Source organism: Paenibacillus sp. FSL R5-0923 (assembly GCF_038009145.1).
Taxonomy (GTDB): domain Bacteria; phylum Bacillota; class Bacilli; order Paenibacillales; family Paenibacillaceae; genus Paenibacillus_AQ.
In genome coordinates this window covers 945,236-958,515 of the sequence record NZ_JBBPAT010000002.1, presented here as the reverse complement: position 1 = coordinate 958,515, position 13,280 = coordinate 945,236, and the positions used below count along the sequence as shown (strand labels likewise).

The following is a 13,280-nucleotide window of genomic DNA, read 5'->3' as shown; positions in this document are numbered from 1 at the left end:
GTGTTGCTTATTCTGACAATCATATTGTTTGCGGCAGGAGCTCTCCTGCTTTTCCGTTTGTTGATGTTAAGGCGAGAGCTAGGGCGGATAACAGAGCAATTGCATACCTACAACGAGCGAGCAACCGGCAAAAAAATTGATGTGGCTCTATTCGACCAGAAGCTTGAGGCGCTTGCGGGACAAATCAATCGTCAATCTGATTTAATCGTCGAAGCGGAAGCCCAGCGAAAACGTGTCGAACAAGAATTCCGTCAGGCTGTAGCGAATATTTCACATGATATCCGTACACCCCTCACCTCCATCTTCGGTTATATTCAACTGTTGGAGGATGAGTCAATTACCCCTGATGAAAAGCTTGAATATGTTGCCATCGTTAAAAATCGGACGAAACGGCTGCAGGCACTGCTGAATGATTTTTTTGAGCTTTCCTTAATCGAATCGCTAGATTATCCTCTACATACAGAAAAGCTTGGGATGACGGCCCTACTCTCGGAAATTCTGGTCGGATTTTACGATTCCTTCAACGATCGCAATATTACACCGGATATACGGCTGCCTGAGGAAAATGTATCCGTATACGCCGATGAATCCGCTGTGCGGAGAGTTGTCGAGAATTTACTTGTCAATACGGTCAAACATGCGACCGGGTATGTGAAAATCCGTTTCGAACGACAGCAGGAAACAGCTGATTTAACGATAGTAAACGATGCGAAGGAATTAGCCGGAAGCGATGTTAACCTCTTATTCGACCGATTCTATACCGCAGACCGTACCCGATCTTCTCAAGCCTCCGGGCTGGGTCTCTCCATCGCCAAAAGTCTGATGAATAAAATGGGTGGCACGCTAACAGCCGAACTGGAGGGTGAGAAGCTGATAATGACTTGCCGTTGGAAACTAGGCGATGCTGGCATTAGCTTGGCTACTTAATTCACTTTATATTTGGTCTAGACTAACCATTGTTCTAACCCGTTTATGGAATGTAGCCCATCCTCTATAGCCAATGGCCTGCAGGTTCCAAAAAGACTCTTCTATTCATATAGAAGAGTCTTTTTGGTCGTTAAGAGCTAGCAGAGTAATGTTCAATTCTAACTCAGCAAGTTGATGCTTGCTTCTTCAAGCGATGGTATAAGAAATTTATGATCGATTGGGGATGACATCACGATTAGAATCGTATAGGTACCGTATTTGTCACATTGATTACCGAAATCCTCGAGGGCTCGTGTAGAGTCGGTTACTACTTTCAATAAGTAGTTGTGTTCCCCACTTATACGGTAACATTCGACGACATCAGGACTGGAGCGGCAGAAATCAAGAAATGCGTTACAATCCCTAGAATGAAATAACATGTAGGCAGCAGCATGTTTTCCAATCTTTTCAGGGGAAATGATGGTGCGATACTCGCTGATGATGCCTTTCTCCTCCATACGCCTAACTCTTTCCGTAACTGCAGGTTGCGATAAACCGACACATTTTCCCAGCTCTGTCATAGAAATTCTCGCTTGATTTTGAAGATGAAAAAGAATTTGCTTATCAATATGGTCCATCAAAATCACATCCTTTAAATTTAAGGTTCCCCCTATAAACTAGCTTGTAATTAACCGTTATAAGGCTAATTTAACTTAGTTGCCTTATGTAATCAAGATAACTTGTTATATATAATAACCCTACAATAGTAAAGTGTTCCTGGCTTTAACTATTCCGAAGGGATGAAGAATGTTGAGTATATTGGATTCAAACAAAATAAATACAGAATGGTTATCAGGTCGCATCGATGAAGTAATTGATCGAACCCTTGCTGACAAGCGCCTGGTCGGTGCTGTCATTAAAGTGGCGATAGATGGGGAACTGGTTTATAGCCGCGCTGCCGGTCTTGCCGACCGCGAGATGAACCGACTTATGCGGGAAGACGCCTTATTCAGGCTCGCCTCGGTTAGCAAACCTATCGTTTCAACGGCAGCCCTAGTATTAGTTGCTCAAGGTCGCCTACAGCTCGACGACCGCGTTGATCGTTGGCTTCCAGAGTTTCGGCCACGTTTGCAAAATGGCGAGTTCGCGACATTGACGATTCGTCATTTGATGACGCACACCGCAGGCCTGTCTTACCGATTTTTTCAAGAAGAGAATGGTTCCTATCAGTCAGCAGGGGTATCAGATGGTATGGATCAGTCCGGCATCACATTGGAAGAGAACTTGCGTCGTCTTGCCTCTGTCCCCCTCCTCTATACGCCAGGTACCGAGTGGAAATACTCCATCGCGACAGACGTGCTAGGAGCAGTAATTGCAAAGGTCACAGAAACACCGCTCAGTGAGGCCGTACATTCACTCGTGACAAAGCCGCTTGGCATGAGCGACACGGGTTTTATTGCAGTCGATCGAGAACGACTGGCCACTTCCTATGCCAATGATACTCCAGAGCCACGACCTTTACTTGATCCCGACAGTATTGCCTTTGTGGAGGGAACGGCTGGATTCCTGCTTGCCCCTGGTCGAGCACTTGACGATGCTGCCTATCATTCTGGAGGAGCTGGCATGGTCGGCAGCGCCGGTGATTTTTTGCAACTGCTAGAAACATTACGCAAGGGTGGAGCACCACTGGTACCGGAGTCTCTGGTTCACGATATGACGACCAATCAGATCGGTGATCTGCCAATGGCCTTTTGGCCAGGACGAGGCTTTGGCCTAGGCATTACGGTACTGAAGGATCCTGTCGCCGCAGACACTTCGGAATCCCCGGGTACATGGCGTATGGGTGGCACCTATGGTCATTCGTGGTTCGTCGACCCCGAGCAACGGCTCAGTGTCGTGGCATTTACTAATACTGCACTAGAAGGCATGTCGGGTCAGTTTACTGTTGACCTTTGTGATGCCATTTATGATAGACGTAATAAATAAAGAACGAACACAAAGAGCCTTGGTCCGGAATGAACCGGTCTAGGCTCTCTGTCTAGTAAACCCTATTCGAGTGTGTATCATTGAGTTTTTTACAATTTAAAAGAGAGGTGCTTCTCCAATGACCCAAAACACAACTTCTGCCACACAAAGTGCCTCCAGTACTCCCTCTTCTGAACATTTACCATGGGCAGGATTACTCGCCCTTGCTATGACGGGGTTTATCTGTATTCTTACCGAAACGATTCCGGCCGGCTTGTTGCTCCAAATAGGTGATGGGCTTGGTGTCTCCGAGGCCCTTGCGGGTCAACTTGTCACTTTGTACGCCCTTGGTTCACTGTTGGCCGCGATTCCCTTAACCACCATGACGCGTGGATGGCGGCGGCGACCACTGCTACTAATGTGCATCCTTGGTTTTCTCGTATTCAACACCGTCACCACTTTTTCTTCCAATTATATACTTACGCTGGCAGCTCGGTTCTTCGCAGGCGTATCCGCTGGAGTCTTATGGGGCATGATAGCAGGTTATGCCCGGCGCATGGTGCCGGAGTCACTCAAGGGACGAGCAATGGCGGTAGCGATGGTTGGCACGCCTCTAGCTCTGGCACTCGGAGTCCCTGCTGGAACACTTCTTGGCACTCTTGTGGGCTGGCGCTCCATCTTCGGGATCATGTCGCTGCTGGCTCTGATGCTGGTCGGCTGGGTACTTTGGAAGCTACCGGACTATCCAGGGGAGGCTCCTGATAAGCAGCTCCCTCTCTACAAGGTTTTTGTTATTCCGGGGGTACGGCCGATACTGTTTGTCGTTCTGGCATGGGTGCTAGCACATAACATCCTGTATACCTACATTGCACCCTATCTTACTCAGGCTGGGCTTACCCAGCGCGTTGACTTGGTACTGCTTATTTTCGGCATTACTGCGCTTATTGGCATCTGGTTCATCGGTATTTTGATCGACCGAAAACTACGTCCATTGCTTCTAATCAGCCTCGCTGCTTTCGCCTTGTCATCCATTGCACTAGGCATTAGTAGCAGCCAACCCGTAGTGATCTATCTAGTGGTTGCTGTGTGGGGGTTGACGTTCGGAGGAGCGGCTACTTTGCTACAAACAGCAGTTGCTGAAGCAGCTGGCGAAAGTGCAGATGTGGCCCAGTCGATGTTAGTGACGGCATGGAACCTAGCTATCGGCGGTGGCGGCGTGATGGGTGGGATTCTTATTACAACAGTTGGTGTCCGCTCCTTCCCGTGGGTACTGTTTATTCTATTGATTCTTGCGCTACTAGTAGCGTGGCGCGCTAAAGAATACGGATTTCCTTCAAGGAAGCGTTGAGGCACACCTATGAAATCATGCGACAATCATCAAGTTTACGAATCACGGTAGCCGAACAAGAAATTTTTTCAAAAAAAGCCAGTGGTGCATATTATATTTGACTAATATGTACCACTAGCTTACTTATATTAAATTCCCATAAATTATAGTTCTCGGACCAGACTTGGCCTTTTCTGATCTCCTACTCTACAGCCAAAGCATTAAATTCTTGCAGATCCTTGGCTAAATCTTCTTCTGTGTATTTCCCTTGACCGAACCCAACCAGCGCCCGTAGCGGCATATATTTCATCATCGCCATGAACATTTCCGGATTATCATCCATCGCACCTTCCATGCCAAAAATACTGCTGAACTTCTTCACTTTATCTGCCGTGCGTGGATTGTCCAGCAAATCACCAACGGTACTGTTGCGATGATAACTTAATGCAAGCGGAGCAGTCGATTCCACTTCACTAGAAGCAGTCAGACGAATATCCCGCGAAGATGAACCGATAGCAATCTCAAAGACTCCACTTTCCACATGCCAATCACCAATGTTAACGTTGTAATAAGCAAAGGAGCGTTTATCCAGTTCAAAAGAAACCTCTTGCTCTTCCCTAGGCTGAAGCTCTATCTTCTGGAAGCCCTTAAGCTCCTTAAGTGGACGGATCACGCTGCTCTTCACATCGCTAACATAGAGCTGAACGATTTCTTTTCCTGCGCGAGTACCCGTGTTTTTGACGGTGGCCGTAACTTGTACGTTCTCGGTATCTTTTATGCTGCTCTTGGAGATTCTCAAATTGCTGTATTGAAACGCTGTGTAGCTTAGTCCGAAGCCGAAAGGAAACAGCGGTTCAAGCTCTTTTTTATCATAATAACGATAGCCAACAAACAAGCCTTCTTTGTACTCAACCGTATCCCCTTCACCTGGGAAATTAAGAAAGGATGGATTATCGCTCAGCTTCATCGGAAAGGTCTCTGCCAGTTTGCCACTTGGACTAACCTCTCCAAACAGTAAATCTGCCACTGCACCGCCAAAAGCCTGACCGCCTAGATAACCTTCAAGAATACCCTTCGTTTTATGAATCCAAGGCATTTCTATGGGTGAACCATTGCTGAGTACGACAACGATATTGCTTTGCACCTCAGACACTGCTTCGATCAGCGCTTTATGGCTCTCTGGAAGCGACAAATGACTGCGATCATAACCTTCTGATTCATAGTTATCCGGAAGTCCAAGGAACAATACGGCTACATCCCCTTTTGCCGCTGTATCCCGTGCCTCTTGTAACAAAGCTTCATTAATCCCGTCATGATTCAGTTCATATCCTTGCGCATATAGCAGTTCGGCAGAACCTGCAAGGGCCTTCATCTCTTCGAAAGCATCGTCCAATTTCGTCGGATTCACATGTGAGCTGCCCCCGCCCTGATAACGCGGATTTCTAGCAAACTCGCCAATGACCGCAATCGTTCCTTGCTTTGACAGCGGCAGAATGCCTTCCTCATTTCTAAGGAGAACCATGCTCTCCCGCGCCACTTCACGAGCCAGACGGTGATGCTCATCAGCATTAAATGAAGCATTATCTTTACGGTTCTCCACCGCTTTAAAAACAAAGGTAAGCAACCGTTCCACTGCAAGATTTAACGTTTCTTCCGCCAACTCCCCACTTTGCACCGCTGCGACAATCTTGGCATCACCAATGCCTCCGGTTGACGGCATTTCCAGCTCCAGTCCTGCTTGTAGAGCCTTCACCCGTTCATTAACCGCTCCCCAGTCGGAAACGACGAATCCCTCGTAGCCCCATTCCTCTCTAAGAATCTTTGTCAGGAGAAACTCACTCTCAGAGGCATATTCACCATTTAGCCGGTTGTAAGAGCACATCACGCTCCATGGCTGACTCTGCTTAACTGCGCCTTCAAAGCTAGCCAGATAAATCTCCCGTAGCGTCCGCTCATCAATAACAGCATCTACAGACATTCTCCGGTGTTCCTGATTATTAGCGGCAAAATGCTTAAGCGAGGTGCCTACCCCTTCACTTTGCACACCTTTGATATGATTCCCACCCATCTCCGAGGAAAGATAAGGGTCTTCCGAAAAATATTCAAAGTTACGGCCGTTCAGTGGAGAGCGCTTAATATTTGTTCCCGGTCCGAGCAGAACAGCAACGTTCTCTGCTTGACACTCTTTCCCGAGTGCTTTACCTACACGACCGATTAACTCCCGATCCCAGGAAGAAGCCATCCCTGCTGCCGAAGGAAAACAAGTCGCGGGTACACTGTTATGGAGTCCGAGGTGATCGGCGCTCTCTTTTTGCTTGCGTAAACCATGCGGTCCGTCCGTTACCATTAAAGAGGGGATTCCGAGTCGTTCAATGCCCTTTGTATTCCAGAAATCAAGCCCTGAGCAGAGTCCTGCTTTCTCCTCAAGGGTCATTTGTGATATGAGTTCATGAATGTTGGTTTTCATAAAAATACCTCCTCTGAATGTATACTATCCCCATTTTAATCTACTTCATGTTAGATTTATGGCATTATCATTGTATTTTTGGTATTCTGGTTGGGCGAGGAGGTTGAAAGAATGTTGAATCATTTGGATGGTCATGAAGGAGCTCAATATATTTGTAAAGTGTTGTATGAATCGCTGCAGATTCCTGTGTTTCTGCTAGACGCCAATCGGAGAATCGAGCTAGCGCTGCCATCCTCTTCAGAGAGCGCTCCGTGGGTTCATAACCTCAATGAGCTTCTTTCAGAAATTGCAGACTCTACTAAAAGCGAGAACAACTCTGACCACGATAGCTCAAATGCCTCTATACCGATCATTCGCACCACTAACTTCCTAGAGAATTACATCCTTCTCCATCTGCCCTCAGGCAGCAGTAACGGGGGAAGCATTGTGATCGGTCCTACACTTTATACTCACCTTTCAGAGGACAATATGACAAGTCTGATGCGTGACCATGAAGTTCCATTAAAGCTTCAAGAGCAATGGATGAAATACTACCGCAGCTTGACCGTGCTAAATAAAATGAGACTCTACCATACCGCTATGCTGATGTACTCGCTCGTCACCGGAAAGACGTTATCTCTTAGCGAACTGCTACTCGACACCCGAACTCTTGAGCATAAACAGCCTCCCGCAGGCAGTCTGGACTTGGATGTTTCCTATCGACGTGAGAATACATGGCTGCACCACGAACCCATGCTGGAAAAAGCTCTATTTCACCATATCAAAAATGGAAATAAAGCAGAGCTACTTCGTGTCCAAGCAACCTTCTCTGAAGACAATTATGGAGTTCTCTCCAAGAAGAGCCATTTACGCAACAAAAAAAATCTGGCGATCTCCTGTATTACGCTCGCTACTCGTGCAGCTATAGATGGAGGACTGTATTGGGAGATTTCTTATACCCTCAGCGACTTTCATATCCAGCATATCGAAGAACTAAAGGATGTTCCGGCTGTAGATCATGCTATTCTTAATGCGCTTTGCGATTTCGCCGACCATGTCAAAGAGAGCCGGATGGCGAAACTTTCGCGCACCGTGGCCCTCTGTCAGAACTATATTTTTAATCACTTATATGAGGAACTCTCCTTAGATAAGCTGGCTGAAGTCGCTGGATTGAACAGAAGCTATCTCTCCCTATTATTTAAGAAGGAAACAGGATTCACCATCAGTGATTTTATTCAATTCGAGCGGATTGTAGAAGCCAAACGATTAATCGAATTACCGGGCATTAGCTTATCTGATATCGCTACGAGGCTACATTTCAATGACCAGAGCTATTTTACCAAAGTGTTTAAGAAATATACTGGCACCACCCCTAAACAATTTAGAAGAAACTGGGAAAGCACGCTTTAAGTATAGATGACACGACAAAAAAACTAAAAAGAGGATTAAAGATCAGTGATGGCTGCCAGAACAGTATTATTGAAGTAATCCACATACATATTTTTAAATGGCTTCTGGTGATCTAGCTCTACGGATAAATGCACCGTAACTGTCTGATAAATCGGATCAACGCAGAGGAAAGGACCTGCCGCGCCCCAGTGTGAATAGGCTTCTGGCGAGAACAAATCTCCACCGTCACGCTTCGAACCGTTAATCGCCCATCCGTACCCCCAATACGCTTCTGGAAAAACCTCGTCTCTATATTGTGAGGATACGCCTGGAATTTGATTGCGGGTCATTTCTTTTACGGTTACCGGACTAAGGAATCGTACTCCGTTATATATCCCGCCGTTAAGAAACATCTGGCCAAAGACAGCCAAATCCATAGCCGTGGAGTAAGCGCCGCCCCCCGCAGATACGGAATTCAAATTATACTCGCTGTCCACCCATTCCGCGCACGCTGCTTCTGGTGCACGTCTTACTACTTTGTCCCGCACGTCCATGGGTACACGATAATATGTATTTTCCATGCCAAGCGGTTGAAAAATAGTTTCCTTTACGAATACATCATAAGCTTGTCCGCTAACGCGCCGGATGATTTCACCCAACAGCTCATAGCCATACCCGCAATAAGACATGACCGTACCAGGTTCGTTACTAAGCGGTGCATCATAACCGCCATATAAGTACTTATGCTGATCTGGATCTTGATTAGGTTCATGTGGAGGGTACTCTCCTTGTTCCTTTTTCAACTGTCCGTTCTGCCAAATCACCTCACCTTCCAGGCCAGAGGTATGTGTCAATAAGTGATGTACGCATACCTTAGTTTTGCCTTCACCTGTAAATTCGGGGATGTAATCGGAAACAGGTCTGTTTAGACCAATCTTCCCTTGTTCCATTAACATCATTATAGCGGTTGCCGTAAACAGTTTTGTTATGGAACACAGTGGATAAATAGCATCTACAGTTAATTCCGCTGCGCCTAGCTCCGGACCGAATTTCCCGTTCGCTTGATGGACCAGTAGCGTCCCCTTTCTCGCAGCAACAATAACTTGTGCCGGCGTGATGTTGTCTTCAACCATTTGTGCAGCTGCTATACGTATGCGCTCTACACCGTAAGCCGACACACCCGCCTGTTCTAAAGAATGAAATAATAGTTCTTTCATGGGTAGCCCTCCTAAATAAATTTATTCAATACATATATAAACTATTATACAAATATGTTAAATAATCCTGCTTACTTACTATTTACCTGTGACTCCATGGTTAATGGGCTATTCTTAATAAAAGAAAAACGCTAATCTCGGTTATCTCCCGAAAATTAGCGTTTTATTTTAACCGCATCCACTTCTTCACTAAGTGACCGCTACCTTAAAAGCATCGACATTTAATGCCGTCCCATTGATGGTTAATGTGGCGTTGTAATAACCGCGATCACCACTCGGCTTACATTTATAATCACCCGAACATCCGCACACAAAGAATTTTGTATTTGTATAACCTGGATATATATTAGTAAGCTTTCGATAAAACAAATGTCCATGATGTGTGAAAATAGCTAGCACTTTATCTCTCACTTTCGTAGGAATAGCTGCAAAAAACTTAGCAGTCTCCGCCGCGCTTAATACATGGCTAGGATCGACCGTGATCCCGCTCACTTTTAAAGGCCAATGAAAATCAATAATATAAAAATGCTGATCATCTAAATTTTTCAATATATTTATACTACCCGGAGTGAACAGACCCAGAGCACAATTAAGCCACACGTACTTCACCTTACCCTGTGTCCCAGGGAAATTCATTTGCCCTTCTACTGCACCTAAATATTGCGTGAATAAGGACTGGGTACTTGCTTCCCAATTTCCTATCGATGCTTTATAGGGGATACTTCCGAGCGTGCTAGTTACTGTATCCTTGAAGTCCTTGTAATAGGCATTTGCATTATTTCCATGATTCGCTCCCGCTTGCGTGTTATCTCCTCCAAAAATAACAAATCTCTTATTCCCGCTCCCTACAGCCTTTGGCAAAAGATTTCTAAAAATGCTTGCGCTATTCCCATATCCCACATGACTATCCCCAATTACCGCGAAGTTGATAGTCTGGGCTTTTGCTTTAGGATTCAGATTACGTTTGGGCTTAGGACTGGCGAGAAGCTCTCGCTTCTTAGTGGAGGTTATCTGCTTTTTCATCTTAATCACCTCTTTATAATGGATAAAGAATACCTGGTAGTATGTATATTCGATCCAATATGCTTTCTCTTGGACAGACGTATCCTTTAAAAAGAATAATAGGGCAGATAATTAACAGGCTTATCTAAAAAGGTAAGATGTTATAATTAGTTCCACAGACGTCAATAATACAGTTCAATCCATAGCATTATAGTTTGAAAATATATTCAAGTAACGGAGGCCTTATTTTGAATAACGTTATCCCGGAATGGGCCGAATCTCATTTTCCTTTATATAGCGCTGGCAGCATTCAATCGATGTATGGGACCTCAAATCTACCAAGAGTTCAGATTCATGAGAATCTAACCGTATTACTGGCCGTTGCCGCTGGTAAAGGGAGCCTTGAGGTCAATAATCTGACTTATGAGCTTACGGAAGGAAGCGTAATCCTTCTCCCCGCTAATACTCATGCCTCATTAATTACAAATCTCCAGCAGCCGCTTCATGCCTATAAGCTCACCATCTGGATTCAAGAGCAGACTCAGGCTATACCTGGCGGTGCGATGATACGGAAAAGCGAAATGGCTTCGAGTTCAAATATACTGTTGTTTCCTTATGAGCCTACCATTGTATCCAGTGTCAAGGAATTGTATCTTCACCGACTGCCAGATCGAGAAACACGCCATGTACAGAATCAAATGCTCTTTCATCAGATTATTCTACAATTGCTCGAACAGCAGGAAGCCAGATATACAGTTAACGAGCAACCATCGATGGAACGGAGCATTTCATACCTGGAGAATCACTTTAGCGAAAAAATAACACGTGAGCACTTAGCCGCCATTGCGGGTGTAAGCAGCTCGCATTATTCAACGCTGTTCAAGCAGGTGACAGGCTTCAGCCAGAGCGAATATCTGTCGCGGCTACGGGTTCATAGTGCCAAGGAGCTTTTGCTTAACGGTTCAGGCACACTTAGGGAAATTGCGCTAAAGGTAGGCTACAAGGATGAATTTTATCTCAGTCGTCGTTTTAAGCTGCAGACAGGCGCATCTCCGTCTGGTTACAGCCGAAGCTCTTTCCAGCGAGTTGCAGTAATGCTTACCCCTTATGCAAGCCATTTGCTGTTACTTGGCTTAGAACCTGCGGTTACCATCTCTGAAAGTAGTGAATATTTGAATCTTTCGGATCAAGAGCCACCGCAGTCGATGAAGTTTATCAATACAAACAGCTCGGCTGAACAGATCAGATCGCTATTACTTGATGCCAACGTTGAACTGATTATTGCGGCCAAAGAACATCTGGAGGAATACGGATTGAAGTCCGGGCAGCTGCGAGCTGTAGCACCTATTATGGAGATCTCTTGGAACGAAATCGGCTGGAAAGATCAGTTACGCCTAATCGGCCGAGCCATTCAGCGGAGTGAACGGGCGGAGCAGTGGCTGAAGGATTTTGAACAAGAAGAGCTAGAAGCCCGAGAAATAGTACAGCACAGCACAGTAGCTAACGATATCATCACCATTCTGGTAATCAAGCCTGAGGAGCTACTCGTTTACGGAGCAAGGAATGTAGGTTATGTGATGTACCAATCCCTTGGACTTAGAGCACCGACCTTGATTGACAACGAGATAAAAAGATTGGGAGATCAGTTCCATTCGATTTCGATCGGGGTTTCAGATCTTGCAGATTATGCAGGAGACCGAATTTTAGTCATTGTATTTCCCGATGCCAAAGGCTCTACTGCGCATACTGAAGCGATCTTTCAATCCCCTTATTGGAGCCAGCTTCCCGCAGTGCAGCAGAAGAAAGTCCATATTCTTGATCTGGATGATTGGGTGCCTTATAACCCGGCTTCGATTCGCTTACAACTAGGACGAGCGGTAGCTTTATTCGGAGGCAAATAATAGTCCAAGTCTTTTTTCCAACAAAAAGGCATGGTTAGGCACATAAGTGATCCCTATAATGATTACAAATGCGAATGATTCTCATAATCACTCTAAGGCATAGGCTGAAGATTGATTTACACTGTTTGAATTGTTCAAAGTAACACTGTCATACAAAAAAGGGGAGAATTATTTAATGAAAAAGATATTTATTCCGTTTGTACTTATTATGGGGATTGCACTTAGTGCTTGTGGGGGAAATCAGGCGAAGAATGATGCTAGTCCTACAAACAGCCCATCTTCCACTCCTGCTGCGGAGTCAGAAAGTGCGACTTTTACTTATCAATCCGAAGATGGACCTGTTGAGGTTCCAACACATCCTCAGCGTGTTGTTGTACTCACCCGTTTTTTAACAGGTAATGTCATGGCACTGGGTATACCTGTTGTGGGCGTAGATGAAATGTCCAAAACTAACCCACGCTTTGAAGAGCAACTAAAAGACGTAGAAGCGGTTAGCGATGAAAGTCTGGAGAAAATCATTGAACTGCAGCCGGATCTGATCATTGGGCTCTCCGATATTAAAAATATCGATAAATTCAAGCAAATCGCACCAACCGTTACTTATACTTATAATAAAGTGGATTACTTAACCCAACAGCTGGAAGTCGGCAAATTGGTGAACAAAGAAAAAGAAGCTCAAGCTTGGGTCGATGATTTTAGTGCCCGCACCAAAAAAGCGGGTGAAGAAATCAGAGCGAAGATCGGTGATAATGCAACTGTCTCTGTTATTGAGACCTTTAATAAGCAATTGTATGTATACGGGTATAACTTTGGCCGCGGAACTGAACTCCTCTATGGGGACTTCAAGCTTGGCATGCCAGAAACAGTAAAAGAAAGCACCAAAACGGATGGATTCTTTGCTGTCTCGACAGAAGTGCTGAAGGATTATCTGGGCGATTACGTTATTTTCAGTAAAAATGCGGATGAAGATAATTCCTTCCAGAATACAGAAATATACAAGAGCATCCCTGCCGTCAAAAACAATCGTGTTTTCGAGGCTGATGCAAAAGCATTCTATTTTAACGATCCGCTTAGCCTTGAGTACCAGTTGGAATTCTTTGAACAACAATTTCTTGGAAAATAAAGAT

The 13,280-nt window shown here is 45.3% G+C and carries 10 protein-coding genes; 6 read left to right on the top strand and 4 right to left on the bottom strand.

All coding sequences use genetic code 11. From position 1 onward, the window contains the following. On the top strand, window positions 1-927 hold the full coding sequence (locus MKX35_RS29425) for a sensor histidine kinase (protein ID WP_256716197.1): 927 nt from the start codon (window positions 1-3) through the stop codon (window positions 925-927). 158 nt (window positions 928-1,085) lie between these two features. On the opposite strand, the gene MKX35_RS29420 is transcribed toward MKX35_RS29425, so the two are convergent. Next, window positions 1,086-1,544, bottom strand: coding sequence for an Lrp/AsnC family transcriptional regulator (locus MKX35_RS29420; protein WP_076298160.1), 459 nt, complete (start codon window positions 1,542-1,544; stop codon window positions 1,086-1,088). A 169-nt stretch (window positions 1,545-1,713) separates the two neighbouring features. Here MKX35_RS29420 and MKX35_RS29415 point away from each other — a divergent pair, with 169 nt between their 5' ends. Both MKX35_RS29415 and MKX35_RS29410 read left to right on the top strand, forming a co-directional pair. Further along, window positions 1,714-2,892, top strand: coding sequence for a serine hydrolase domain-containing protein (locus MKX35_RS29415; protein ID WP_076284336.1), 1,179 nt, complete (start codon window positions 1,714-1,716; stop codon window positions 2,890-2,892). Between the two features lie 118 nt (window positions 2,893-3,010). Continuing rightward, the gene (locus MKX35_RS29410; protein WP_076298161.1) at window positions 3,011-4,219 is read left to right on the top strand and encodes an MFS transporter; all 1,209 of its coding nucleotides are present in this window, start codon (window positions 3,011-3,013) and stop codon (window positions 4,217-4,219) included. A 181-nt stretch (window positions 4,220-4,400) separates the two neighbouring features. Here MKX35_RS29410 and MKX35_RS29405 read toward each other — a convergent pair whose 3' ends face one another. Further along, window positions 4,401-6,665: a beta-glucosidase family protein gene (locus MKX35_RS29405; protein ID WP_076298162.1), complete on the bottom strand. Its 2,265-nt coding sequence runs from the start codon at window positions 6,663-6,665 to the stop codon at window positions 4,401-4,403. A 111-nt stretch (window positions 6,666-6,776) separates the two neighbouring features. On the opposite strand from MKX35_RS29405, the gene MKX35_RS29400 reads away from it, so the two are divergent. Next, entirely contained in the window at window positions 6,777-8,054 is a 1,278-nt protein-coding gene (locus MKX35_RS29400; protein WP_076298163.1) for an AraC family transcriptional regulator, read from the top strand. A 35-nt stretch (window positions 8,055-8,089) separates the two neighbouring features. Here the strand turns inward: MKX35_RS29400 and MKX35_RS29395 are convergent, their stop codons facing one another. Next, window positions 8,090-9,250, bottom strand: a complete 1,161-nt coding sequence (locus tag MKX35_RS29395; RefSeq protein ID WP_076298164.1) for a serine hydrolase domain-containing protein — start codon at window positions 9,248-9,250, stop codon at window positions 8,090-8,092. A 189-nt stretch (window positions 9,251-9,439) separates the two neighbouring features. Next, window positions 9,440-10,273: a metallophosphoesterase family protein gene (locus MKX35_RS29390; protein ID WP_076298165.1), complete on the bottom strand. Its 834-nt coding sequence runs from the start codon at window positions 10,271-10,273 to the stop codon at window positions 9,440-9,442. Between the two features lie 227 nt (window positions 10,274-10,500). On the opposite strand from MKX35_RS29390, the gene MKX35_RS29385 reads away from it, so the two are divergent. Together MKX35_RS29385 and MKX35_RS29380 are read left to right on the top strand one after the other, a co-directional pair. After that, window positions 10,501-12,153, top strand: coding sequence for a helix-turn-helix domain-containing protein (locus MKX35_RS29385; RefSeq protein WP_076298166.1), 1,653 nt, complete (start codon window positions 10,501-10,503; stop codon window positions 12,151-12,153). A 175-nt stretch (window positions 12,154-12,328) separates the two neighbouring features. Then, on the top strand, window positions 12,329-13,276 hold the full coding sequence (locus tag MKX35_RS29380; RefSeq protein WP_076298167.1) for an iron-hydroxamate ABC transporter substrate-binding protein: 948 nt from the start codon (window positions 12,329-12,331) through the stop codon (window positions 13,274-13,276). Window positions 13,277-13,280: the final 4 nt, after the last annotated feature.